This window comes from Gordonia namibiensis NBRC 108229, assembly GCF_000298235.1.
GTDB lineage: Bacteria > Actinomycetota > Actinomycetes > Mycobacteriales > Mycobacteriaceae > Gordonia > Gordonia namibiensis.
Genome location: NZ_BAHE01000051.1, coordinates 1 through 23,741 on the forward strand (window position 1 = coordinate 1; position 23,741 = coordinate 23,741).

21 protein-coding genes and 1 pseudogene are annotated in these 23,741 nt (G+C 68.6%); 10 read left to right on the forward strand and 12 right to left on the reverse strand.

Annotated elements, in window-relative coordinates:
• The 3 genes and pseudogenes from GONAM_RS19000 to GONAM_RS19010 form a co-directional block, all read left to right on the forward strand.
• Positions 1-1,638: pseudogene (locus GONAM_RS19000) on the forward strand (IniB N-terminal domain-containing protein); the annotation flags it as partial.
• A gap of 152 nt (positions 1,639-1,790) precedes the next feature.
• Positions 1,791-3,728 (forward strand): dynamin family protein, encoded by a 1,938-nt coding sequence (locus tag GONAM_RS19005; RefSeq protein WP_006868378.1) that lies wholly within the window; start codon positions 1,791-1,793, stop codon positions 3,726-3,728.
• Entirely contained in the window at positions 3,728-5,260 is a 1,533-nt protein-coding gene (locus tag GONAM_RS19010) for a dynamin family protein (RefSeq protein ID WP_006868379.1), read from the forward strand. Before GONAM_RS19005 ends, GONAM_RS19010 begins: the two co-directional genes overlap by 1 nt.
• Here the strand turns inward: GONAM_RS19010 and GONAM_RS19015 are convergent.
• From GONAM_RS19015 to GONAM_RS19035, 5 genes are all read right to left on the reverse strand, one after another.
• The gene (locus GONAM_RS19015; RefSeq protein WP_040536968.1) at positions 5,229-5,771 is read right to left on the reverse strand and encodes a hypothetical protein; all 543 of its coding nucleotides are present in this window, start codon (positions 5,769-5,771) and stop codon (positions 5,229-5,231) included. The two genes, GONAM_RS19010 and GONAM_RS19015, sit on opposite strands and share 32 nt — an antisense overlap.
• Before the next feature lie 102 nt (positions 5,772-5,873).
• On the reverse strand, positions 5,874-6,299 hold the full coding sequence (locus GONAM_RS19020) for a DUF779 domain-containing protein (protein WP_006868381.1): 426 nt from the start codon (positions 6,297-6,299) through the stop codon (positions 5,874-5,876).
• A 155-nt stretch (positions 6,300-6,454) separates the two neighbouring features.
• A complete protein-coding gene (gene exaC, locus GONAM_RS19025; protein ID WP_006868382.1) occupies positions 6,455-7,978 on the reverse strand; it encodes an acetaldehyde dehydrogenase ExaC in 1,524 nt (507 codons plus the stop codon).
• Between the two features lie 216 nt (positions 7,979-8,194).
• Positions 8,195-9,502: a GAF domain-containing protein gene (locus GONAM_RS19030; protein ID WP_006868383.1), complete on the reverse strand. Its 1,308-nt coding sequence runs from the start codon at positions 9,500-9,502 to the stop codon at positions 8,195-8,197.
• Positions 9,503-9,602: 100 nt separating this feature from the next.
• The gene (locus tag GONAM_RS19035) at positions 9,603-10,436 is read right to left on the reverse strand and encodes a helix-turn-helix domain-containing protein (RefSeq protein WP_006868384.1); all 834 of its coding nucleotides are present in this window, start codon (positions 10,434-10,436) and stop codon (positions 9,603-9,605) included.
• Positions 10,437-10,473: 37 nt separating this feature from the next.
• Between GONAM_RS19035 and GONAM_RS19040 the strand changes: the two genes are divergently transcribed.
• Positions 10,474-11,037: a maleylpyruvate isomerase family mycothiol-dependent enzyme gene (locus tag GONAM_RS19040; protein ID WP_040536974.1), complete on the forward strand. Its 564-nt coding sequence runs from the start codon at positions 10,474-10,476 to the stop codon at positions 11,035-11,037.
• Here GONAM_RS19040 and GONAM_RS19045 read toward each other — a convergent pair.
• Entirely contained in the window at positions 11,034-11,288 is a 255-nt protein-coding gene (locus GONAM_RS19045) for a hypothetical protein (protein ID WP_040536976.1), read from the reverse strand. The two genes, GONAM_RS19040 and GONAM_RS19045, sit on opposite strands and share 4 nt — an antisense overlap.
• 96 nt (positions 11,289-11,384) lie before the next feature.
• Here GONAM_RS19045 and GONAM_RS19050 point away from each other — a divergent pair, with 96 nt between their 5' ends.
• The gene (locus tag GONAM_RS19050) at positions 11,385-11,792 is read left to right on the forward strand and encodes a YccF domain-containing protein (RefSeq protein WP_006868387.1); all 408 of its coding nucleotides are present in this window, start codon (positions 11,385-11,387) and stop codon (positions 11,790-11,792) included.
• Positions 11,793-11,970: 178 nt separating this feature from the next.
• A complete protein-coding gene (locus GONAM_RS19055; RefSeq protein ID WP_006868388.1) occupies positions 11,971-12,846 on the forward strand; it encodes an anti-sigma factor in 876 nt (291 codons plus the stop codon).
• 12 nt (positions 12,847-12,858) lie between these two features.
• Here GONAM_RS19055 and GONAM_RS19060 read toward each other — a convergent pair whose 3' ends face one another.
• Positions 12,859-14,376, reverse strand: coding sequence for an ATP-dependent DNA ligase (locus GONAM_RS19060; protein WP_006868389.1), 1,518 nt, complete (start codon positions 14,374-14,376; stop codon positions 12,859-12,861).
• Positions 14,377-14,480: 104 nt separating this feature from the next.
• Here GONAM_RS19060 and GONAM_RS19065 point away from each other — a divergent pair, with 104 nt between their 5' ends.
• Positions 14,481-15,176: a DUF3592 domain-containing protein gene (locus GONAM_RS19065; RefSeq protein WP_040536970.1), complete on the forward strand. Its 696-nt coding sequence runs from the start codon at positions 14,481-14,483 to the stop codon at positions 15,174-15,176.
• Here the strand turns inward: GONAM_RS19065 and GONAM_RS19070 are convergent.
• Complete coding sequence (locus GONAM_RS19070) at positions 15,133-16,500, reverse strand: MFS transporter (protein WP_006868391.1); 1,368 nt, start codon at positions 16,498-16,500, stop codon at positions 15,133-15,135. The two genes, GONAM_RS19065 and GONAM_RS19070, sit on opposite strands and share 44 nt — an antisense overlap.
• A gap of 131 nt (positions 16,501-16,631) precedes the next feature.
• Between GONAM_RS19070 and GONAM_RS19075 the strand changes: the two genes are divergently transcribed.
• Positions 16,632-17,237, forward strand: a complete 606-nt coding sequence (locus GONAM_RS19075) for a hypothetical protein (RefSeq protein ID WP_006868392.1) — start codon at positions 16,632-16,634, stop codon at positions 17,235-17,237.
• A gap of 71 nt (positions 17,238-17,308) precedes the next feature.
• Here GONAM_RS19075 and GONAM_RS19080 read toward each other — a convergent pair whose 3' ends face one another.
• Together GONAM_RS19080 and GONAM_RS19085 are read right to left on the reverse strand one after the other, a co-directional pair.
• Positions 17,309-17,938 carry an MBL fold metallo-hydrolase gene (locus GONAM_RS19080; protein ID WP_006868393.1) on the reverse strand — a complete coding sequence of 210 codons (630 nt, stop codon included), beginning with the start codon at positions 17,936-17,938 and terminating at the stop codon, positions 17,309-17,311.
• The gene (locus tag GONAM_RS19085; RefSeq protein ID WP_006868394.1) at positions 17,938-19,026 is read right to left on the reverse strand and encodes an S-(hydroxymethyl)mycothiol dehydrogenase; all 1,089 of its coding nucleotides are present in this window, start codon (positions 19,024-19,026) and stop codon (positions 17,938-17,940) included. The genes GONAM_RS19080 and GONAM_RS19085 overlap by 1 nt, the downstream gene beginning before the upstream one ends.
• 282 nt (positions 19,027-19,308) lie before the next feature.
• Between GONAM_RS19085 and GONAM_RS19090 the strand changes: the two genes are divergently transcribed.
• The gene (locus GONAM_RS19090; RefSeq protein WP_006868395.1) at positions 19,309-19,584 is read left to right on the forward strand and encodes a DUF7218 family protein; all 276 of its coding nucleotides are present in this window, start codon (positions 19,309-19,311) and stop codon (positions 19,582-19,584) included.
• Positions 19,585-19,853: 269 nt separating this feature from the next.
• On the opposite strand, the gene GONAM_RS19095 is transcribed toward GONAM_RS19090, so the two are convergent.
• A complete protein-coding gene (locus GONAM_RS19095; RefSeq protein ID WP_006868396.1) occupies positions 19,854-20,735 on the reverse strand; it encodes a DUF5995 family protein in 882 nt (293 codons plus the stop codon).
• Positions 20,736-20,818: 83 nt separating this feature from the next.
• Positions 20,819-21,622, reverse strand: a complete 804-nt coding sequence (locus tag GONAM_RS19100; protein ID WP_006868397.1) for a helix-turn-helix transcriptional regulator — start codon at positions 21,620-21,622, stop codon at positions 20,819-20,821.
• A gap of 95 nt (positions 21,623-21,717) precedes the next feature.
• Between GONAM_RS19100 and GONAM_RS19105 the strand changes: the two genes are divergently transcribed.
• A complete protein-coding gene (locus GONAM_RS19105) occupies positions 21,718-23,292 on the forward strand; it encodes an AMP-binding protein (protein ID WP_006868398.1) in 1,575 nt (524 codons plus the stop codon).
• Positions 23,293-23,741 lie beyond the last annotated feature (449 nt).

Here is a 23,741-nt window from a genome sequence, read left to right on the forward strand (position 1 = left end):
GCCCTGGGCGCCGCACTCGGCGGCACCCTGGCCGCCGCGCTGGACGGTGGCCTCGCCGCCGACCTGACCGCCGGACTCGGCGGAGGACTCGAGACCGGCCTGGGACTGGGCGCGGGACTCGGCAGCGTCTTCGAGGGCTCCGTCGGGGGCGCCCTCGAAGGCGGGCTGAACGTGATCGGAGGCCTGGGCGGCGAGCTGGGTGGCGCACTCGGCGGACTGCTGTCTGCCGGCGTCGGACTCGACTCCGCCCTGAGCACCGTGCTCAGCGGCGTCCTGGGAGCAGCTGCCGGCGCCGATCTCGGGGCCGCGCTGGGCGGTGCGCTCGGCCTCGGTGGCGTGCTCGGCACCGACCTCGCCGGTCTCCTCGACGCAGGCCTCACCACCGACCTGGCCGCCCAGTTGGGGGCCGCACTCGGTGGCGGTGGCGAACTCGCTGCCCAACTCGGTACCGCGCTCGGCGGTGTACTCGGTGCGACCGCGGGTGTCGACGGCATCCTCGACGCCGCGGCGGGTGCCGGTCTCGGTGTCGGTGAACTGCTGGCCGGTGACCTGGGTGGGGCCCTCGGGGTCGACGGCGCCCTCATCACCCAGCTCGGCGGGGCACTGGACGCCGCACTCGGGGCGGGCGCCGATCTGGGCCTGGTCACCGAGACGGCCGGCGACCTCACCGCCACGCTGGGGACGGTCCTCGGAGCCGGCGGCGACGTGGGAGCCGACCTCGGCGCATCACTCGGTGCCGTTCTCGGTACCGCGCTGACCGGCGACCTCGGCGGCGACCTCGCCGGACGGCTGGCCGGTGGAGCGGATCTGGGCGGTGCGCTCACCAGCACGCTGAGCAATGCGCTCGACGTCGATCTGGCGGTCACGAACGGTCTGGTCACGACCCTGGAGTCGACACTGCAGGGCGGTCTCAACGGGGCGTTGACGGGTGAGCTCGGTGCGGTCCTCAACCCGAGTCTGGTGATCTCGCCGGAGGACGGCATCAACGTGGGCGGCCCGATCCTGACCGGCGGCCTCACCGGCGGCGCCGTCGGCGACCTCACCGGTGGCCTGGAGACGGGACTCGGCGGCGGACTCGCCGGACTCGGAACGACCCTGGAGTCGGGGCTCGGTTCGACCCTCGGCGGCGACCTCGGTCTCGGTGGTGGACTGGGCCTCGGTGATGGACTGGGCCTGGACAGCTCGCTCCCTGCGGAGGTCACCGGTGACCTGACGACCGCCGTCTCCGGTGCGGCCGACGGCGCCGCGACCGTCGGCGGGGACGCGACCGCGGCGGTCGGTTCGACGCTGGGCGGCACCCTCGGCGCGACGACCGATGCGATCGGCAACCTGGGCACCGACCTCCCGGGCGACCTCTCCGGCAGCCTGACCGGCGGACTCACCGGCGGCGGCGAAGCCGGTGGCGGCGTCGACCTCGGCGGCGTCGTTGACACCGACGCCGGACTCGGTGGCGCCCTGGACTCGACCGTCGGCGGGGTGACCGACACGACGAGCGGCCTCACCGGGGGTCTCGCAGGTGATCTCACCGGCGGCCTGACGGGTGGCTTGACCGGCGGTCTCACCGGCGGGCTGGGTGCCGACTCGGAACCCGGTACCGCTGCATCCGGAGACGTCGAAGCCGGACCGGACGCCGGCTGACGCCGGACCCGACGGCTTCGCCCCGGCATCGCCCGACGCCAGTCCCGCTGGACGTCGACGGTGCCGGGGCCGACCTCGTCTCTGCGGTACGCGCCGGAACACCTCCCCAATGCCGACCGCGTGCGCCGACTCAGAACTACCGTGAGGACACCATGACAAGCTCACCCGCCGAGTTCCCGGCCAGCGGTCGGACGGTCGACGTCGCGCAGGCCTCCGCGGCCGCCACCCCGACCGCACCGTCGACCATCGGCGATCTGCTGAGCACGATGTCGGAGGTGGCCCGTGAGGCCGGGCGAACCGATCTCGTCACCCGCCTCGACGGCGCGCGGACCCGCATCTCCGACCCCCGGTTGCGAATCGTCGTGGTGGGTCAGCTCAAACAGGGCAAGAGCCACTTCGTCAACGCCCTGCTGGACCTCGACGTGTGCTCGGTGGGAGACGACGAGACGACCGCGGTGCCGACCGTGATCTCGCACGCGCCCCAACCGACCGCCGACCTCGTCGTCGACGGTCCGTCCGCCGACAGTCGCATCCCGGTCCCGATGGACGCCATCGGCGCCGTCACCCCCGACTCGCCCCTCGCCGGCGGCCGTGAGGTGCTGCGACTGGAGATCGGTGCACCCGGTCCGCTGCTGGCGGACGGACTCGTGCTCGTCGACACCCCCGGGGTCGGCGGTCACGGGCACCCCTATGCCGCAGCCACGCTGGGCATGGTCGCGGCCGCCGACGCGGTGCTGGTGCTGTCCGACGCCAGCCAGGAGTTCACCGCGCCGGAGATGTCCTTCCTCCAGCAGGTGATCGGCCTGTGCCCGACCGTCGCCTGCCTGCTGACCAAGACCGACCTGTACCCGCACTGGCGGGCCGTCGCCGACGCCGACCGCGCACACCTCCGGGCCGCCGGAATCGACATTCCCCTGCTGCCGGTGTCGTCGGTGCTGCGTTCTCACGCGCTGCGCCTGGGCGACGAACAGCTGAACGCCGAAGCCGGTTTCCTCGATCTCTACCGATACCTCCGCGATCACGTGGTGGCGACCGCCCGACAGGCGACCCGCGGGGCGGTGGCCACCGATCTCCGTGTGGTCAGTGAACATCTCGCACTCACCCTGGGCAGCGAACTGGCCGCCCTGCGCGATCCGGACACCGCGAACAAAGCCGTCCGAGCGCTCCACGAGGCCAAGGCCGACGCGGAGGCGATGCGCCGGCAATCCGCGCAATGGCAGCAGACCCTGGCCGACGGGGTCGCCGACCTCGCCGCCGACATCGACCACGATCTCCGCGACCGGCTCCGAGCGGTCACCCGCGAGGCCGAACGCGCCATCGACGAGGGCGACCCGGGGACCGACTGGGAACAACTCGCCGAATGGTTGACCGAACAGACGGCGACGGTGATCGGCGACAACTTCGTCTGGGCTCACGAGCGGTCGGTCTGGCTGGCCGAACGGGTCGCCGATCATTTCGCGGCGGCAGGCCAGAATTCGCTTCCCGACTTCGACATCGCCGATCTGACCGGTGTCCTCGACTCGGTGTCCGAACTCGCCGAACTCGACAGCGGCAAGGTCGGGGTCACACAGAAACTGCTGATCGGGATGCGGGGATCGTACGGTGGCGTGCTGATGTTCGGGCTCATCTCGACGATGGTCGGCATGGCCCTGATCAACCCGGTGTCGGTGGGTGCCGGACTCCTGCTGGGCACCAAGGCCTACCGTGACGACAAGCAGGCCAAGGTGCTCGAACGCCGAGCCAAGGCGAAGGTGGCGGTGCGGGCGTTCACCGACGACGTCAGCTTCCAGGTCGGCAAGGAGTCCCGGGACCGGTTGCGGGTCATCCAGCGCGTGCTGCGCGACCACTTCAGCTCGGTCGCCGAGCAGACGGCCCGCTCCATCTCCGAATCCCTCAGTGCCGCACAGTCTGCCGCCACTTCCACCGAGTCCGAGCGGACCCGTCGAGCCGCCGAGCTCGAGTCCCGGCTGGCGGCGGTCGCCGCCCTGCGCAAAGCCGCCGATCACTTCGACCCTCAGCAGGTCGTGACCGCCCACCCCGAACCGGCCCAACCGAGGGTCGGTCGCCACGCGTCCGGGCAGTCCCGCTGATGGCCGGGATCGATCGTGCGCGTGCGCTTCTCGACACCGCTCGTGGCGCCCTGGCCGATGACCCGCGTGCGCAGGCCGAACTCGATCTCTGTGAGCACCGGATGTATCAACCGGTGCGGGTCGCGTTGGCGGGCTCGCTGAAGGCCGGCAAGTCGACACTGCTCAATGCGCTTGTCGGACAGGACATCGCCCCGACCGATGCCACCGAGTGCACGCGGGTCGTGACCTGGTACCGCAGCGGAAGGTCGCCGTCGGTGACCGCACACGTCGACGACGGTCGAGCCATACCGATCCCGGTGACCCGTGTCGACGGACGCCTCGGTTTCGACTTCGGCCGCCTCACCGCCGATCACGTGGACCATCTCGACGTCGAATGGCCCGCCCGCGCACTGCAATCCACCACGATCGTGGACACACCGGGCACCGCGTCGCTGTCGACGGAGCTGTCCGACTCCACGATCCGCCTCCTCGCACCCCGGGCCGACGAGCACCGGGGCCAGTCGGGGGTCGACGCGGTCGTCTACCTGCTGCGATCTCTCACCGCCACGGATACGGCCATGCTGCGACGTATCGGCACCGCGATCGGCGGGTCGTCGGGTCCGTTGGGGGTGGTCGGCGTCGTGTCGCGTGCCGACGAGCTGGGCGCCGGCCGGATGGACGCGATGATCTCCGCCCAACAGATCGCCGGGCGCTTCGCCGGTGAACTCGAGCGGACCGGCCTCTGCCAGGCGGTGGTCCCCGTCGCGGGGCTGCTCGCCCTGGCGGCCCGCACGCTGCGCGAGGTCGAGTTCCGCGCACTGGCACAACTGGCCTCGACGCCGGGACCGGAGCTCGAGGCGGCGTTGCTGACGGTGGATCGCTTCGCGCGGCCCGACATCCTGCCCGACATCCCCGCCGGTCTCCGGCGATCACTCGCCGAGCGGTTCGGCGTCTTCGGCATCCGGCTGGCGGTCACGCTCATCCGTTTCGGCGCGACGTCGTCGACCGCGCTGGCCGCGGAGCTCCTCGACCGCAGCGGCCTGCCGGAGTTGAGTGCCATCATCGACACCCAGTTCGCCCAGCGCGCCGACGAACTCAAGTCCCATTCGGCACTGGTCACTCTCGATCACCTGCTGGCGACGTCCGTGGCGACTCAGGCGGCTCGGCTACGGGTGTCGGTCCGACGAGAGCTCGCCGACGTGCACGGTTTCCGCGAGCTGCGACTCCTCACCACCATCCGCGGCGGCGGACTCGACCTGCCTGCGGATCAGATCGCCGATCTCACCCGCCTGATCGGTGGCTCGGGGATCGATCCCGCGACACGTCTGGGTCTCCCCGCCGGAACCGATCCGCCGACTGTTCGTACGTCGGCGATCGAAGCCGTTCGAGCGTGGCGGTCCCTCGCCGCCCACCCGCTGATCGCACCGGACGTGGCGACGGCCTGCCAGGTGGCCGCGCGCAGTGCCGAGGGCATCGTGGCGCGCCTCGACGAGTCACAGACAGCTGCCGGCACAACCGGTTTCAGCGCAGAGATGCACTCACCGCGCGGGTGAAGGCGACGCCGGTGGCGATCAGCGCGATCACCGCCGCGGCCACCGGCAGCCACAGCACCGGCGCAGACAGGCCGGCGTCGGCGAGCCCGGGCGTCGACGGATCGACGGTGAGACGGAATCCAACCGCGCCCGCAGTCGCGACCAGGGCGCCGACCGCCAGCATTGTCCGCCCCGCACGACGGCCGGCCCACAGACGGAACGCTCCCGCGACGCCCGACACGACGACCACGAGCGCAAGGCCGGCGCCGATGAGCAGGGAGATGTCCACGGCGCGTCCGGCATCGGTGCCGCTGTCGGGGTGTTCGCGGATCAGGTCGGCGGCCAGGACCGCGCGGAGGTCGTCGAGCGACGCCACGATCAACAGGACGGTCACCAGGGTCAGCGCGACGGTGCCGATCCACCCCAGGACGACCCAACGGACAGCCCCGGCGCGTTCGGTGTTCCGCCGGGGCCGCATGGGGGTGACGGCCACGCGGGGTCGTGGTGGTGGGGCATCGCCGGGCATCGACATCCTTCGATCGTATGCGCTCGAAGCCGCCTGTCCGGGAAACCGAGAATGCGCCGTGGGTATCGGATTTCGACACCCACGACGCATTCTGTGGAGCTGACCGGATCAGGGTCCGGCGGTCGCACCCGTCAGCGGGGGCGACGCGGCGAGGAGTTCGTTCTCCTCCTCGGTGAAGGCCCGGGCCCGGGAGAGGAAACGCACGCCTTCGGGCGCTTCCAGACTGAACCCGGCGCCGCGTCCCTTCACGACGTCGAGGATGAGCTGGGTGTGTTTCCACAGCTCGAACTGGTCGCCGTTGATCCAGACCCGTACTGCCGGAATGGGTTCGGGGAGTTCGATCTCGCCGACCAACACGTCGCGCTGACCGACCCGGTACTCCCCCACCGGATAACACATCGGGGCCGAGCCGTCACAGCATCCACCGGACTGGTGGATCATGAGACCGCCGTGCAGCTCCGACAACTTGGTCAGGAGCTGCACGGCGGCGTCTGTGGCGACCACCCGATCAGGAGCAATCTGTTCGGTGGTCATTATCAATCACCTTCTGTGGGTTGCCCTTCGATACGCCCTTCGCAAGCTCCGGGCTACTCAGGGAGCAGACCTCGGGCCCTTCGCAAGCTCCGGGCTACTCAGGGAGCAGACCTCGGGCCCTTCGCAAGCTCCGGGCTACTCAGGGAGCTAGTGGATCAGAAGAAACCCTTCGCGTTCTGAGCGTAGCCGACCAGGAGGTTCTTGGTCTGCTGGTAGTGCTCGAGCATCATCAGGTGGTTCTCGCGACCGATGCCGGACTGCTTGTAGCCGCCGAAGGCAGCGTGTGCCGGGTAGTCGTGGTAGGTGTTGGTCCACACACGTCCGGCCTGGATCTCGCGGCCCGCACGGTAGGCGGTCGCACCGTCACGGCTCCACACGCCGGCGCCGAGGCCGTAGAGGGTGTCGTTGGCGATGTGCATGGCGTCGGAGAAGTCCTTGAAGGTGGTGACCGCGAGGACCGGGCCGAAGATCTCCTCCTGGAAGATGCGCATCTTGTTGTTGCCCTGGAAGACGGTCGGCTTGATGTAGAAGCCGCCGGACAGGTCGCCGCCGAGGTCCGCGACCTCGCCGCCGGTGAGTACCTCGGCGCCCTCGTCGCGGCCGATGGCCAGGTACGACGAGATCTTCTCGAACTGGTCGTTCGATGCCTGCGCACCCATCATGGTGTCGGTGTCGAGCGGGTTGCCCTGCTTGATCTTCGAGACGCGGTCGACGGCCTTGGCGATGAACTCGTCGTAGATGTCCTGCTGGATCAGCGCACGGCTCGGGCAGGTGCACACCTCGCCCTGGTTGAGCGCGAACATCGAGAAGCCTTCGAGCGCACGGTCGAGGAAGCCGTCGTCGGAGGCCATGACGTCGTTGAAGAAGATGTTGGGGCTCTTGCCACCCAGCTCGAGGGTGACCGGGATCAGGTTCTCCGACGCGTACTGCATGATCAGGCGGCCGGTGGTGGTCTCACCGGTGAACGCGATCTTGCGGATGCGGTTGCTCGAGGCCAGGGGCTTGCCGGCCTCGACGCCGAAACCGTTGACCACGTTGAGGACACCGGCGGGCAGCAGGTCGCTGATGAGGCTCACCAGGTAGAGGATCGATGCCGGGGTCTGCTCGGCGGGCTTGAGCACCACCGCATTGCCGGCGGCAAGAGCCGGGGCCAGCTTCCAGACGGCCATGAGGATCGGGAAGTTCCACGGGATGATCTGGCCGACGACGCCGAGCGGCTCGTGGAAGTGGTAGGCCACGGTGTCTTCGTCGATCTCGGAGATTCCACCCTGCTGAGCACGCAGAGCGCCGGCGAAGTAGCGGAAGTGGTCGATGGCGAGCGGGATGTCAGCGGCGAGTGTCTCGCGGACGGCCTTGCCGTTGTCCCAGGTCTCGGCGACCGCGAGCTTCTCGAGGTTCTCCTCCATGCGATCGGCGATGCGCAGCAGCGCGAGGGAGCGCTCGGCGGCGGAGGTCTTGCCCCAAGCAGGTGCGGCCTTGTGGGCGGCGTCGAGGGCGAGGTCGATGTCCTCGGCCGTCGAGCGGGCGACCTCACAGAAGGTCTTGCCGTCCACCGGCGAGGGGTTCTCGAAGTACTGACCCTTCACCGGCGGGGTCCACTGGCCGCCGATCCAGTTGTCGTAGCGCGACTCGTAGCTCATCACCGAGCCATCGGCACCGGGCTTTGCGAAGACGGTCATGGTCACTCCTTGCGTGTCGGCCTCTTCTCGAGGGCGCTGGACTCTGTCACGTGGGACACCCCTGGATGTCCGATGTGATCTGTTCCACACGGTAGGTGTGAGCTCGTTGCACGAGAGTTGCAACGTTCACAACGTGCCCCTTCGTGACGGTCCTCCGCAGGCTCCGGACCTCCTCAGGGAGCAGGGGGGCGGTCCTCCGCAGGGAGCAGGGGGGCGTCACACTCCGTAACGCTTGTCGAGCAACCTGATGCGCCCGCCGACGACGGCCCGGTCGGGGTGCCCGACCGGCAGCCGGTGTTCGAGGCGACGCCAGGCGACGAGGTCGTCGCGCCCGTGGACCGACGACGTCCACTTGCGCAGCGCGACGACGTCGCCGGCCGCGATGAGTCGTGAACGCAGGTCTTCGCGTAGTTCCTCGAAGATCTCGACGATGCCCGGCGCCGTCGACTCGACCAGCAACCCGCCGCGGCCGAGGTCATCGACCACAGATGCCAGGTCGGTTCCGCTTTCGATGCGTTCCCGGATGTCCCCGATGTCGGAGGAGATGTCGAGGGTGAGCCGGTAGGGGCGGCTCGCGACGACATCGGCACCGAGGTCGCGGCGGAGTCGGGAGATCTCAGCTCGCACGCTCACCGGATCGAGCCCTTCTTCGGCGAGCTTCAGGGCGAGCTGCTCGGTGTTGAGTCCCTCCGGGAAGGCTTGCAGGAGAACGAGAATCTCCGCGTGGCGCGGGGACACGGTGCGCGCACCGGTCGCGTCTGCGATGCGGCGCCAGCGATGCGGACCGTCGCCGAGGACGGTGAGGTGGGCGGCGCTCGACCGCACGACGCCGGTGTGGAAGGTGGACGGGTCGGCGAGATCCACGGCGCTCGACTGCAGTTCCCGCTCCACCGCGGCGACCACCGATCGGACCGCCGCGAGCGCGAACGGAGCCGCGACCTCGCGTCCTCCGGTCACGTCGATGACGCCGATGACGTGCCCGGTGAACGGGTCGTGCACCGGCGCCGCGGCGCAACTCCACTCCTGGACCGGGCCGGCGAAGTGTTCGGGACCGACGATCTGGACGCCGCGGTCGACGGCCAGGGCGAGACCGGGCGCGTTGGTCCCGACCGCCTCCTCGCTCCAGACCGAGCCCTCGACGAAGTTGATGTTGCCGGCCTTGTCCCGGGCGGCGGAGTCTCCCTCGACCCACAGGAGCCGGCCGACCTGGTCGGTGAGGGCGACGACGACTCCGGTGTCGGCGATCGCGTCGACCATCAGCGACTGCACCAGTGGGCGGACCGCGGTGATCGGATGGGTGGCCCGATACTCGGCGAACTCGTCGGCGGTCATGGTCGACACCGCTTCACCGGTCGGCAACCCGTCGGCGGGACCGACGTCGCTGGGATCGATGCCGCGGCTCAGCGACCGTGCCCAGGAGTCACGGACGATGGATCGGACCGCATCCGTCGGGGGTGTGACACCGGAGAGGAAATCCTCATACGCACGGCGGATGCGTGTCGCCACCGCAGCCGCGTCTGTCATGCGCCCTCCGTCGCTCGCCATATGCCGACGATTCTGCCTGGCAAGGTGTGATCCCGGCAACAATCCGGGTTCGCCAGCGTGTAGAGAGTACTCGTCTCGGTCAAGCGAACCGCGAGGAGAACTCCCGCGGGGTCATCCCGGTGACGGCCTTGAAGTCGCGGACGAAGTGGGCCTCGTCGGCGTACGAGAGTTGCGCGGCGAGGTCGGCCAGGGTCTCGTCGGGTTCGCGAAGCCGTTCGGCCGCCTCCTGGAGGCGTCGGCGTTGGATCAGCCATTTGGGGGTGAGGCCGAGCCGGCGGCGGGTGAGGCGTTGCAGGCTGCGCTCGGTGATGTGGAACCGCTCGCAGATCTGCGCGACCGCGACCACTGTCGAGTCGTTCTCGACCCAGTCGACGATCGCGTTGATCAGGCGACCGTCCTCGTCCATCGGTGGATATCCCCGCAGCCAGTCCTCGACGATGTCCGTCGCCGCACGCTGGGCGTTCTCGTCGTCGGGCGCAGGAACCATCACCGCACGTACCCACCGGGCGAGGTCCGCGCCGGGCTCGCCGAAGACCACCGACAACTCGTCGAACCGGTCGGTCCACTGCGCGACGTCGCCCACGAGCAGACCTCCGGCCCCGGGGGTGAACATCACGCCCACCGCCCACCCGTCACCGGTGAGGACCGTCTCCGACAGGCCGGTGACCACCCCGTAGAAACGGGCGTAGGTGTTGCTGATGACGACCAGGCACACGGGGTACTGCAGCACGCGCTGCGGAGCCTCCGCCCCGGGCGGGACCGACCAGACCGGCACCCAGAACCGGCGCACCATCTCGTCGAGATCCGGGCCGGGACCCCACCGGCCGATGCGGTAGCTCGCATCCGACGGATCGACGAGATGCGCGCGCTCGACGTCGTCGAGTCGCGTCGATCCCGAGTTGTCGGGTTTCATCAATCACCGTCCCCTGCAGAGGCGCTTGACTGTCATCATGACCACCACCACAGACAATGCACCACTCCTTGATCGCTACAACTCCTACGCCGACGGTTTCGGCGCCGTCCTCGCGACCGTGCCCGCCGACGCCTGGTCCAACCCGTCACCCTGCGACGGCTGGACTGCCCGCGACGTCGTGGCGCACGTCGTCGATTCGCAGCGGGACTTCTTCGCCGGACACGACGTCGACCTCGGTCCCGCCCCCTCGCTCGACGATCCCGTGTCGGGCTGGCGGACCCACCGGGAGGCCGTCGCCGCCCGCCTCGCCGATCCGACCGTCGCCGACCGCGGCTTCGACGGGCACTTCGGTCCGACCACCATCGGCGAAACCCTGCTCCGTTTCTACGGTTTCGACATGATCGCCCATCGCTGGGACATCGCCTCGGCCGCCGGGTTCGACCATCGGTTCACCGACGACCAGCTCGACGAGATGGAGGCCGCTGCCGACGGCTTCGGCGATGCGCTCTACTCCGAGGGGGTCTGTGAGCGCATCGACGTCCCGGCCGACGCCGACCGTCAGACCGCCTTGCTCGCCCGACTGGGGAGGCGAACCGCTTAGGGAATCCAGCCGTTCCGCCGGGGATACCGCACCCGCAGATAGCTGTAGACGTAGGTGCTCACCAGCAATGCGGCACCGGCGCCGATCGCCGGCCACAGGAAGGCATTGTCGAGGGAGTCGCGGACGGCCGCGACTGCCCATCCGATCACGAACAGGACGAGCGCGATCGTCGCCAGGATCCGGATCACGAGGACGAGCGTGGCGACCAACGCCCACACCGCTTCCCGCGTCCGAGTCGACCGTCCCCGCATGAGGACCAATCGTAGTGCGAGCGGTCCGCACACCTCGAGGTCAGTGCTGGTCACGCTTTCGTCCCCACCGGGTTGCCACACGTGGACAATGGACGGATGAAGACCATCCTCAACGTGATCTGGCTGCTGCTGTGCGGGCTGTGGATGGCGATCGGCTACGTCGTCGCCGGCATCATCTGCTGCATCCTGATCATCACCATCCCGTTCGGCATCGCGTCGTTCCGGATGGCCAATTACGCTCTGTGGCCGTTCGGGCGCACCGTTGTGCGCAAGCCGTCCGCAGGGGCGGCGTCGTTGATCGGCAACATCATCTGGCTCATCGTCGCCGGCGTCTGGCTGGCGATCGGTCACATCGCCACCGGCCTCGCCCTCTGCATCACCATCATCGGTATCCCGCTGGGTATCGCCAGTTTCAAGATGGTGCCGGTCTCACTGCTCCCGCTCGGCGCGGAGATCGTTCCCACCGGCCAGCCGATGCCCGGTGGCGCCCCCGCACGCATCTGAGTCGCCCGACCCATCCGACCACGGCGTCGAGTCCGAAGAATGGGGCATGAGGCTCACGACCGGACCCCTTCGAGCATCGGGGCCCTGCGTCCGCAGATGCGGGCGGATATCTGCCGGCCATCGAAAGGACAGCAGCAGAAGGTGAACGCGGTACGACACCGAGGGAAGGAGGTGTGCCATGACTGATCATCTCGATCCCGAATCAGCAGAACTGCTCGAACTCGCGCCGGTGGTCGGGCTCAACGCATTGACCTCCGACGAGCTGCGCGACATCGAGGCCCGGGTCGCCGCCGCTCCCGCGGATTTCCGCGAACTGTTCGCCAAACAGGTCCGGGCGACGCGGGAGGCGATGGCCGCGGTCAGCGCCGCCACCGCGACCCCTCCACCGCCGTCGCTGCGCGAGCGGGTCCTCGCCGCCGCGCGCGCCGAAGCGGGGCTCGACGAACCACCCGCGCGCGACGTCCCACCGGCTCCGTCTGTTCCGTACGAGCCTGCGATGCCGTCCGACGGGGATCCCGGGGTCGAGGTACCCGAGCCCGTTCGGTCGGATCCCGACGAACCCCTCGTGGAACTCGACGCCCGTCGGCCCCGTCGCTCGCGTCGATTCACCTATCTGACCGCGGCCGCCGTCGTCGCGATCGCGGCCGGCGCGCTCGGTTGGGCCATCGGCTTGTCGAGCTCCGATGAGTCGGGCTCCCCCGCACCCGTCGCAGCACCGGCCCAGCAGGTGTTCTCCGCCGAAGATCTGCGCTCGACGAGCGCGCCGGTCGCCACCGGCAGCGCCACCGTCTACGTCGCCGAGTCCACGGATACCGCTGTGCTGGTGATGAATTCGGTGCCGCCGCCCGAACCCGGCACGGTCTACCAGATGTGGCTCGTCGGCCCCGGGGGCACGCGTTCCGCCGGCACCATGACCGACGAGGACGTCGAACCCGTCACCACCGCCGTGCTGGCCGGGATCAACAGCGCCGACGCATTGGCGTTCACCGTCGAACCGCCAGGCGGCTCGGCGCAACCAACCAGTTCGCCGGTCGCGCAGCTGTCGTTGAGCTGACCGTCCGCACTGCTACTTGAGGAGCGCCCGGATGGCCTCGATGCTGTCGGCGAGGTCGGGCGTCTTGTCGGGTCGGTATCGGACCACCCGCGCGAACCGGAGTGCAACGCCTCCCGGATAGCGTGAGCTGCGTTGCGCCCCATCGAGTTCGATCTCGACGACGATCTCCGGCCGGAGGTAGACGGTGTGTGCGTCCCGACGGGTCTCGTGCTTCGGGAACTCCTCGGTCTGCCACCGCAGGATCTCGTCGGTGAGACCCTTGAAGGTCTTACCCACCATGACGAGCTCGCCGGTCTCGGGGTCGCGGGCACCCAGGTGCAGGTTGGAAAGCCAACCGGTCCGGCGGCCCGATCCCCACTCGGCGCCGAGCACCACGAGATCGAAGGTGTGCGTGGGTTTGACCTTCTGCCAGGCCTTTCCGCGGCGCCCGGCGACGTAGAGACCGTCGAGGGACTTGACCATCACACCTTCGTGGCCGTCGGCCATCGCGGCGTCGAAATGGCGCTTGGCCTCGTCGGCGGTCGGTCGGGTCACCGCGGGTATCCGCAGCTGCGGTGCGATCGAATCGATGGCGGCGAGACGCTCGGACAGCGGACGGTCGATGAGGTCGGTGCCGTCGAGGTGCAGGCAGTCGAAGAAGAACGGCTTGAGTAGACGCTCCGGCTCGCCGGCTGCAGTCGGCCCGGAGCCGAAACGGCTCATCGTGTCCTGGAACGATCGCGGACGTCCGTCGTCGCTGAGCATGAGGGTCTCACCGTCGAGGATCACCGAGTCGCAGGGCAATCCGGCGATCACCTCGACGAGGTCGGGCACGTTGTCTGTGACGTCGCGGAGCGTGCGGGTGTAGACCGAGATATCGGAACCCTTGCGGTGCACCTGGATTCGCGCGCCGTCGAGTTTGTAATCGACGACGCAGTCGGGGCCCAGGAGCTCCAGGGCGGCGTCGAGGTTGTCGGCGGGCGTGGCGAGCATCGGTTCGACACCGCGCCCCACCTCGAGGCCCACGCCGGCGAGCGCCTCGGCCCCGAACCGCGCGAGGGCAGCGGTCTCCGGGAGCGAACCGGTGAGCATGTGCGCACGACGCACCGCGGTCAGCGGTTCACCGGTGACCTTGGCGATCGCATCGGTCATCACCCCCGCCAGCGCGCCCTGCCGCAACTCTCCGGTCAGCAAGGCGATCAGGAACTTCTGCTCGGGTTCGGTGGCGGCGCCGAACATCGCGGTGAGGATCTCGGCGCGGCGGGTCGTCGAACCGGGTCCGCTCGCGGCGGCGAGTTCACCGAATGCGGCGTCGACCTCGGCGACCTCGAGCGACGGCTCCTCGGCCGGTTCGGACACCAGCTTCGACAGCGATCGCCAGCCGACCCCGAGCCGGCCCTGTGGGATCTCACCGGACAGCCAGGCGACCACGATGGGCAGCTCGGCGTCGGCGGCGGTGGCCAGGAGACCGGCGAGCACCTCGGTCTTACGGGTGCGGGAACGGTCGCGTGCGACATCGGAGGAGGTCTGAACCACATCGACCAGTCTCACGGCACTCCCTCCCGCCTCGTCCGAGGTCGACGGTACCCCGAGCCGCCGACACTAAACTCGGGCGAACCGTACACGGATCACGGCATGACCGATCGGGGGCAGACATGACGAGAGACAGGGGTAACCGGCCGAGCCGGACGGTCTCGGATCGGGTCATCCGCCGGATCTGCGCCGTCCTCGCTGCCATCTGCGGGGCGGGCGGGCTGGCGGTGTTCTTCCACATCGGATGGTCCCAGTCGGCCGGCTTCCCGTCCGAGTCGGTGATCCCCGAATCCGTTCTCTGGGGGCTCGCGCTCCTGATCGCCTGCACCGGCCTGCTCGTGTTGTCGCACGGCGACGACGAACACGAACCTCGGATCATCGGGTGGCCGGTCGCCGGATGTCTGATCGCCGACGGGCTCGGGGCGCTCGCCTACACCGTGACGAACGAGCCTTCCGCCGTAGGCGCGACCTCGTTCATCTTGATCGGTGTCGGTGCCGCGATCGCCGCGGTGGCCGAGATGCTCGCCCGTCGGTTGTGGCGCAGACGCCGGATACGCGAGAGGGCCGAGATCTCCGGGGTGGACGTCGAGGGGACGGTGACCCACCTGAGCTCGGCCGTTCACGACGACCGCGACGTCTGGTGGGCGACGGTCTCGTTTTCCGTTCCCGGTGGCACGACCTACACGACGAAGCACCTGTTCGACCACAAACCGCGGATGGGCGCACGCGTCGGGGTGAGGTACCTTCCCGAACACCCCGGCCGCGCCGTGGTGATCAGACCTCCGCGAGATCCACGGTCTTGGTCTCCCGGACGCTGAGCAGTGCGATCAGCGTCGTGCACGCGGCGACCGCGAGGTAGACACCGACCCAGCCGACGCCGAAGTCGGCCACGATCCACGTCGCGATGAACGGCGCCACCGCGGCGCCGATGATCGAGGAGACGTTGTAGGAGATACCCGAACCCGTGTAACGGACGTTGGTCGGGAAAAGCTCCGGCAGGATCGCGCTCATCGGCCCGAAGGTGAGGCCCATCAGCGTCATACCGAGGATCAAGAAGAACAGCATCCGCCCGTTGTTCATCGACGTCGGATCGAGGATCAGCGCGAAGAACAGACCGAAGACGATGATCATCGCCGTGATCACGAGGAGGAACGCGCGACGGCCGTACTTGTCGGCGAGCCGTCCGGAGACCATCACGAATCCGGCGAAGAAGAGCACGGCGACGATCTGCAGCTCGAGGAAGTCGGCGTAGCTGAACGACAGTTTCACACCCGACGCATCGGTCACCTTGCCGGTGCCGTACGAGACGATCCACGTCGTCACGATGTAGAAGAGCGTGTACGTCGCGACCATGATGAACGTGCCGGCGATCAGCTGACGCCAGCTGGTCTTGACGACCTCGGCGAGCGGGGTCTTGACCTTCTTGCCCTCTTCCACGGCCTTGGCGAACACCGGGGTCTCGGTGAGCTTGAGACGCACGTACAGGCCGATGATGACCATGATCGCACTGGCGAGGAACGGAATTCGCCATCCCCAGGTCATGAACGAGTGGTTGGAGGCCGCGGTCTTCGCGTCGAAGTCGAGACCGAAGATCAGCAGCAGGAACATGCCGTTGGCGAAGAAGAACCCGATCGGCGCACCGAGCTGCGGCCACATCGCCGCCCAGGCGCGCTTGCCCTTCTCCGCGGTTTCGGTCGCGAGAAGTGCTGCGCCGGACCACTCTCCGCCGAGTCCGAGGCCCTGGCAGAAGCGCATCAGCGCGAGCAGGGCCGGCGCGAGATAACCCACCTGGTCGAAGGTCGGCAGGAGCCCGATCACGAAGGTGGCTATACCCATCGTGAGCAATGACCCGACAAGAGTCGCCTTGCGACCGATGCGGTCTCCGAAGTGGCCGAACAGGACCGATCCGATCGGTCGGGCGACGAACGCGAGCCCGAACGTCGCGAACGACGACAGCAGCGCGGCCGTGTCGTCGCCCTTCGGGAAGAACAACACCGGGAACACCAGCACCGCGGCGGTGGCATAGATGTAGAAGTCGAAGAACTCGACACTCGTACCGACCATCGACGCGATGACGATTCGACGCCGGGGTACCGGTGGCTGTTCGGGATGGTCGATGTTGCGGACCGCGGACTCGCTCATTCGTGGCAGGTTACGCCAGACGTCTCCGTCACATGATGAGGTAGTCCCGACATCGCCCCGCACCGCGCCGAGCCGGTTGGCCGGCGGACTTTGTGGGTACCCGTGCGAGGCCACGAATCGAGGAGGCCCCCATGGATACCGCAGTATGGATAATCGTCGCCGTCGTCGTCGTGATCGTCCTGCTCGCCCTTCTGGTGTTGTTCCTGCGTAAGCGTCAGGACGTCCGCCGGACGAAGGCTCACCAGATCCGCGAGAACGCGACCAGCCAGGTGTCGGAGATGCGTCAGCGCGAGGCGATCGCCGAGGAGTCCGAAGCGCGGGCACGCAAGGCCCAGGCCGAGGCCGACGCCAAGGCCGCCGAGGCCAAGCGTCTCAACGAACAGGCGCGGGCCCACGGCACGCAGGCCGCGGAGAAGCGCGACGAGGTCGAGAGCACCTTCGCCCGGGCCGACGAGCTCGATCCCGATGTCCGAGGGGACCGCGGCGACCGCGGACCGCTCGGCAACGAGCACCGTGACCCCGCCGGAAACCCGGGCCACGGAACACCCGGCGCGGGCACGCACGGCCATGGGACCCCCGGTGCGGGAACGCCCGGCGCCGGGACCGCCGGTCCCGGACATGCGGGTACCGGGACCCCGGGTACGGGCGTCCACAAGCCCGAAACCCATTCCGGCAGGCACGAATCCGGTCAGCATCTGCCCGGCGGCAGTCAGCCGGGGCAACCGCGTCAACCCTGACGTGACATGACGAACCCGGCGCGGGCGGCCCGATGGCCACCCGCGCCGGGTTTGTCCGTTCAGTACGCGGATCAGCTACCGCGCTTGATCCATTCCTCGAGATGCGGAGCCTCGGCGGCGACCGTCGTGCCGTCGCCGTGACCGGTGTAGACCTTGGTCTCGGGATCGAGAGTGAAGATCTTCTCGGTGATCGAGGCGATGATCGTCGGGAAGCTCGAGTACGAGCGGCCCGTCGCGCCCGGTCCGCCCTGGAACAGGGTGTCACCGGAGAACAGCACGCCTGCCTCGGGCAGGTGGATCACCGACGAGCCCGGCGAGTGGCCGGGGGTGTTGATGATCGTCAGCTCGGTGCCGGCGATGGTGATTTTCTGCCCGTCTTCGAGATCCTGGTGTGAGACGTCGGGATGGGTGTCGTTCCACAGCATGTCGTCGCCGGGATGCAGCAGGATCGGCGCGCCCGTGGCCTCGGACAGTTCCGGTGCGACGGTGACGTGATCGTTGTGACCGTGGGTCAGCACGATCGCCTTCACCGTGCGGTCGCCGACGCCCTCGAGGATCGGTGCCGCCGAGTGCGCGGCGTCGATGATGATGACCTCGTCGTCGTTGCCGACCAGCCACACGTTGTTGTCGACATCCCAGGTGCCGCCGTCGAGGCTGAAGGTGCCCGAGGTGACGACGTTGTCGATACGCAGCGCCGACATCAGAGTTCCACCACCGATCGCAGGACCTTGCCGGCCTCCATCGCCGAGAACGCTGCCTCGACGTCGTTGATGCCGATGCGTTCGGTGACGAACTTGTCGAGCGGGAGGCGTCCCTGCTCGTACAGGTCGATCAGCATCGGGAAGTCGCGCTCGGGCAGGCAGTCGCCGTACCACGAGGACTTCAGAGCGCCACCGCGCGAGAAGAAGTCGACGAGCGGCATCTCCAGGGTCATCTCCGGCGTCGGCACACCGACGAGGACGACGACGCCGGCGAGGTCCCGTGCGTAGAAGGCCTGCTTGTAGGTCTCCGGGCGGCCGACCGCGTCGATGACGACGTCGGCGCCGTTGCCGTCGGTGAGGTCTTGGACCGCGGTGACCACGTCGTCGACCTTCGTGCCGTCGATGGTGTGGGTTGCGCCGAGATCCTTGGCCCACTCGAGCTTGCCCGGGTCGCGGTCGATGGCGATGATCTTGGTCGCGCCGGCCAGCTTGGCGCCGGCGATCGCGGCGTCACCCACACCGCCGCAACCGATGACGGCGACCGAGTCGCCGCGGCCGACGTTGCCGGTGTTCATGGCGGCACCGATGCCGGCCATGACACCGCAGCCGAGCAGACCGGCGACGGCCGGGTCGGTCTCGGGATTGACCTTGGTGCACTGCAATTCGTGGATGAGGGTCTTCTCCGCGAAGGCGCCGATACCCAGGGCCGGGGTCAGCTCGGTGCCGTCGGTGAGGGTCATCGGGACGCTGGCGTTGAAGGTGTCGAAGCAGTACCACGGACGACCGCGCTTACAGGCGCGGCACTCGCCGCAGACGGCGCGCCAGTTCAGGACGACGAAGTCGCCGACCTCGACGTGGGTGACGTCCGAGCCGACCGACTCGACGACGCCGGCTGCCTCGTGGCCCAGCAGGAAGGGGTACTCGTCGTTGATGCCGCCCTCGCGGTAGGCGAGGTCGGTGTGGCAGACGCCGCAGGCCTTGATCGCCACGACGACATCACGCGCACCCGGGTCCGGGATCACGATGTCGACGACCTCCGTCGGCGACTTCTTGCTGCGCGAGATGACTCCCTTGACTGTCTGAGACATGCGTTCTGTTCCTTCCGAAACTGCGTTGTCGGCGTTCGTGCTCGTCTGTGTTCCCAGCCGTGGCGACAGGATCCGCCCTTACCGGACACATCGTCACAACCTTATCCGTACCCGCCATGGCCGTCCACTCGTGTTCAACGGCGTTAACTGCAGGTAGTCGGCGTTGCAGCCAGTGGTGGTGCAGTCGGTGGTGGGTCCGCTGTCCGGCCCAGGTTTGGTTGTACCCGCGACCGGGCACGCCTGTTGGGAGAACCGTTCGTGTCGACCACGAGGAGGCAGACCATGGCGGAGAAGAAGCGCGACCCGGGACCGTCGGTCAAGGACGACGAGCTCTACGAGAAGCTGCGCGACGAGGGCAACTCGAAGGAGAAGTCCGCGCGCATCGCCAACGCCGCGGCCAACAGTTCCCGGTCGGATGTGGGCAAGAGCGGCGGCAAGTCCGGTTCCTACGAGGACTGGACCGTCGACGAGCTCAAGGACCGCGCGAAGGAACTCGACATCAGCGGTTACTCCGACCTGAAGAAGGACGAGCTGATCGAGAAGCTGCGCAACCACTGAGACACCCGGACAGCACCGAAGCCGCCGGCCCAGAAGGGTCGGCGGCTTCGGCGTGTTGATGGACGATGCCGGTCAATGCGCCTCTCGGCGAGTGGCCGCTCGAAGCGGCAAAGGGTTGAGGCCCGGGGCTTGAATCCGTCACCGTCGAGCTGTTCAACTACGACCCTCCCCGATCTATTCCGGCCTGCTGACCGTGACCTCGGACACCCCGGAATCCGTAGAGCGAATGCGCGCTATATCCGCATGCTTTCTACCGATCGGCGAGCGGGTCAGCGGATGAGCCCGGCGTCCTGGAAGGCAGTCAGGGCCGCCTCGCCGGTGTCCCACAGTCCGCGGACATCTCCGCGGGCACCCGCGGCCGAGGTACGGTCCTGGAGCGCGAGCCCGTTGCGGAAAGTCAGCACGTTGTATCCGACGTCGGCAGCCCGCAACATCGGCCCGGTGGCGCGACCGGCACCGGCGACGCGATCGAGCCCCTCCCCCAGAACGTAGAAGCGGAAGATCGGGCCGAGATCGACGCCGTACTCGCGGATCGTCGACGTCACGATCGAGTTCCCGTGAGCAGCGATCGAATCGACGATGAAGAAGAAATCCCGAGCATTGGCGGTCGTCGCACGCGAGTCGGCGGTCGCGTAGGCCAGGTCGACGGTGATGTGGGCGTTGTAACCGGCCATCGCAACGCGCTGACCGGGCACGCGGCAGTCGGCGGCCAGGTCGAAGTAGTGCCGCCACTGCCCCGGCACCGGACGGCCACTGAACTCCGCGCGCACCGCGTCGAGAAAACGATTGAGCAGTGTCAGGCTGATGACCGGCGCCCACCGCGGGGTCTGGAAAACCGCCGGGCGATTCTGCAACGGCATCACCGCGTCGCGTTCGACCGACGCCAGACCGAGCGCGAACAGTCCCCGACGGTCGCCGTTCTCGGTGAGGATGTCGACGATCCCGTAGAGACGCTCGACGTTGCGTCGAAGCTGGACGAGCGGCAGTTCACGGGAACCGGCGTCGTATGAACTCAGCTCGACGATGCGAGCGCGGTCGGCGGAGGTCAGCGTCGAACCGCAGACGGTCGTGGGTGCGGCGGCAGCCGGCGCCGACACGAGAAGGGCCGAGGTCAGGCCGAGGGTCAGCAGGATCGCCGAGATCAGTCGCATGGAACCCGGAAGTACCCCGATCCGGTAGCAACCATGCGCGCCATGTCCCCATGCTTTCTACCGATCGCGGGGTCGGGCAGGGGTCAGGGCAGCAGGCCGGCGCGCCGGGCGACGACGACGGCCTCGAGCCGCGACGACGCGTCGAGCTTGCGCATCGCGTCCTTCATGTAGCTCTTCACCGTGTGCACGGTCAGGCCGAGGGCTTCGGCGATCCGCGCGTTCGAGTAACCGAGAGCGGCGAGCGACAGCACATCTTGTTCGCGTCCGGTGAGCTCGACGGCGACCGAGTCGGCGGCCGCTTCGGCGAGTAGGAAATCGGTGACGGCAGCGAGTTGTTCGGCGAGACGGGCGTCGTCGACGGTGTCGGCCAGTGACCGCAGGCGCGTGTAGGCGGCGGTCATCCGGTCGCGCAGCTCGTCCTCGCTCTGTGCGCCGTGCTCCAGCCGGGCCCGCGAGGCCACGATCTCCTGCTCGACGGCGCGCGCCTCGGCGGCCAGGACGTCGAGCATGCGGCCACCGATCGGATCGGGAGTGTGCAACGCGCCATAGATCACCGCGACCGGCGTGCGGTTGACGATGATCGGCGCGGCCATCATCGCGCGGAGTCCCTCGCGTTCGATGAGCGTGTTGTAGCGGTGGGTGATGTGCGGGGTCCGCAGATAGTCCTCGACGACCATCGGCCGGTTCAGCGAGACGACCTTGCCGCCCAGCCCGTGCCCGACGTCGACCGATAGTCCGGCCAGCGCACCAGCGTGACTACCAGCGAAATGTTGGAGACGCAGGCTCGTGGAATTGTTCACGACGCCGGCAAAGGCCAAGGGCACTCCGCTCGATTTGCGCACCCGTCGCAACGCGTCGGTGACGATCCCGCTCAACGGCTCGGGCATCTCACCTCTCTATCCCCCTCTTCGGAGGGTGGTAGGGACTACTTGTGTCGCGTCACACTGTGACCCAGCTTACTCAGTCAAGAGCGAGGTTCACGATGACACAGGCCACCATGACCCCCACCCACATGGTCGACCGCTGGTTGGCAATCTACGGGGCGCCCGACGCCAATGCGGCGGCACTCCTCGTCGACGACCACGATCCCGACGCGGTCGCGTTCACCGTGATCGAGGTCGAGGCCTCCGCGGACGCCGATTCGGCCCCCGCCCCGATCACCACCGACGTGACCTACGGCGACCTCGCCGAGCGCTCCAAGCGCTTGGCATCAGCGCTGGCCGAGCTCGGCGTCGGACGTGGTGACACCGTCGGCGTCCTCATGGGCAAACGCGAGGAACTGGTCGTGTCGCTGCTGGCCATCGCCCGCCTCGGCGCCGTCTACATCCCGCTGTTCACCGCGTTCGCCACCCCGGCCATCGAGATGCGCCTCACGTCGGGCAAGGCGAAGGTCGTCATCACCGAGCCCAGCCAGGCGTCGAAGCTCGAGGGCATCGACGGTGTCGAGACGATCGTTGCCGGCGAGCAGTTCGAGCAGCTCGTGTCGTCGCACGAGCCGATCGCCGAGTCCGTTGCCGTCGGCGGCGACGGTGCGCTGATCCTCCTCTTCACCAGCGGCACCACCGGCGCGCCGAAGGGCGTCCCGGTGCCGGTCAAGGCCCTCGCCTCGTTCGTCGCCTACATGCACTACGGCCTCGACGTCCGCGATGACGACGTCTTCTGGAACGCCGCGGACCCGGGCTGGGCCTACGGCCTCTACTACGGGATCCTCGGCCCGCTGGCGACCGGACATCGCAACCTGCTGCTCCACGCCGGCTTCAGCCCCGAGCTGACCGCGCAGATCCTCGGCGGTCTCGGCGTCACCAACTTCGCCGCCGCACCGACCGTCTACCGCACCCTGAGCAAGGACCCGCGGATCACCGGTTTCTCGCTGCGACGCGCCTCCTCGGCCGGCGAGCCCCTGACCCCCGACGTCATCGGCTGGGCCCAGCAGGCACTCGGCACCGAGGTCCGCGACCACTACGGCCAGACCGAACACGGCATGTTCATCAACAACCACTGGCACGACGACGTCCACGAGACCCTCGTCCCCGGCTCGATGGGCAAGCCGATGCCCGGCTTCGCGGCAGGCATCGTCGACGGCCAGATCGCGATCGACGTGCCCGCCAGCCCGCTCATGTGGTTCAGCGGATACCTCGACGCGCCGGAGAAGACCGCCGCACGGTTCACCGAGGACGGCCGCTGGTACCTGACCGGCGACACCGGCCGCGCCGACGAGGAGGGCCGCTATTTCTTCTCCGCGCGCGACGACGATGTGATCATCATGGCCGGCTACCGCATCGGGCCGTTCGACGTGGAGAGCGTGCTGATCACGCACCCGTCGGTGGTCGACGTCGCGGTGGTCGGGCGTCCCGACGAGCTGCGCGGCGAGGTCATCGAGGCGTTCGTCGTCCCCGCTCCCGGTGTCGAGGGCACCGAGGCCCTCGAGACGGAATTGCAGCAGCTGGTGAAGACCGAGTTCGCGGCGCACGCGTACCCGCGCACCGTGCACTTCGTCGACGCCCTCCCCAAGACCCCAAGCGGCAAGATCCAGCGGTTCCTGCTGCGCAAGGGATAGAGCCGACCGCGCCACGGCGATCCCGGGGCGCGGTCTTCCAAGCGCGCGTCCCAGCGGGTGCCCCCCTCCCGCTGGGCCGCGTACCCGTCGAGACCCGTGACCGGCTGTCGCAATCCGGCCGATTACGGTGACCTCGATTTCGGTTCGCAATGTCGCGAACCCTTCGGCCGGCGGGTCATTCACCCCCGGATGACCCGTCGGCCGGCCCTCTTCTGCTCGGTCGGACCTCGATACGCGGCGTCCTCGCTTCGCTCGGTCGGCGCTACTCGGCCGGCAGACTCGCGCTGGTTGAGTAGGCGCCGCGCCGCCGTCGGTACTACTCGGCCAACAGACTCGCGCTGGTTGAGTAGGCGCCGCGCCCGCCGTCGGTACGACTCGGCCGGCAGACTCGTGCTGGTTCAGTAGGCACCGCGCCCGCAGTCGGTACTACTCGCCCGGCAGACTCGCGC

Coding starts and splice junctions, on each gene's coding strand:
- GONAM_RS19095 (WP_006868396.1), bottom strand. CDS start 20,735: ATGCGACTGATCTCGGCGATCCTGCTGACCCTCGGCCTGACCTCGGCC.
- exaC (WP_006868382.1), bottom strand. CDS start 7,978: ATGACCGTCTTCGCAAAGCCCGGTGCCGATGGCTCGGTGATGAGCTAC.
- GONAM_RS19010 (WP_006868379.1), top strand. CDS start 3,728: ATGGCCGGGATCGATCGTGCGCGTGCGCTTCTCGACACCGCTCGTGGC.
- GONAM_RS19075 (WP_006868392.1), top strand. CDS start 16,632: ATGGATACCGCAGTATGGATAATCGTCGCCGTCGTCGTCGTGATCGTC.
- GONAM_RS19100 (WP_006868397.1), bottom strand. CDS start 21,622: ATGCCCGAGCCGTTGAGCGGGATCGTCACCGACGCGTTGCGACGGGTG.
- GONAM_RS19015 (WP_040536968.1), bottom strand. CDS start 5,771: ATGTCGATGCCCGGCGATGCCCCACCACCACGACCCCGCGTGGCCGTC.
- GONAM_RS19090 (WP_006868395.1), top strand. CDS start 19,309: ATGGCGGAGAAGAAGCGCGACCCGGGACCGTCGGTCAAGGACGACGAG.
- GONAM_RS19020 (WP_006868381.1), bottom strand. CDS start 6,299: ATGACCACCGAACAGATTGCTCCTGATCGGGTGGTCGCCACAGACGCC.
- GONAM_RS19085 (WP_006868394.1), bottom strand. CDS start 19,026: ATGTCTCAGACAGTCAAGGGAGTCATCTCGCGCAGCAAGAAGTCGCCG.
- GONAM_RS19105 (WP_006868398.1), top strand. CDS start 21,718: ATGACACAGGCCACCATGACCCCCACCCACATGGTCGACCGCTGGTTG.
- GONAM_RS19065 (WP_040536970.1), top strand. CDS start 14,481: ATGACGAGAGACAGGGGTAACCGGCCGAGCCGGACGGTCTCGGATCGG.
- GONAM_RS19070 (WP_006868391.1), bottom strand. CDS start 16,500: ATGAGCGAGTCCGCGGTCCGCAACATCGACCATCCCGAACAGCCACCG.
- GONAM_RS19055 (WP_006868388.1), top strand. CDS start 11,971: ATGACTGATCATCTCGATCCCGAATCAGCAGAACTGCTCGAACTCGCG.
- GONAM_RS19030 (WP_006868383.1), bottom strand. CDS start 9,502: ATGACAGACGCGGCTGCGGTGGCGACACGCATCCGCCGTGCGTATGAG.
- GONAM_RS19035 (WP_006868384.1), bottom strand. CDS start 10,436: ATGAAACCCGACAACTCGGGATCGACGCGACTCGACGACGTCGAGCGC.
- GONAM_RS19005 (WP_006868378.1), top strand. CDS start 1,791: ATGACAAGCTCACCCGCCGAGTTCCCGGCCAGCGGTCGGACGGTCGAC.
- GONAM_RS19045 (WP_040536976.1), bottom strand. CDS start 11,288: ATGCGGGGACGGTCGACTCGGACGCGGGAAGCGGTGTGGGCGTTGGTC.
- GONAM_RS19080 (WP_006868393.1), bottom strand. CDS start 17,938: ATGTCGGCGCTGCGTATCGACAACGTCGTCACCTCGGGCACCTTCAGC.
- GONAM_RS19040 (WP_040536974.1), top strand. CDS start 10,474: ATGACCACCACCACAGACAATGCACCACTCCTTGATCGCTACAACTCC.
- GONAM_RS19050 (WP_006868387.1), top strand. CDS start 11,385: ATGAAGACCATCCTCAACGTGATCTGGCTGCTGCTGTGCGGGCTGTGG.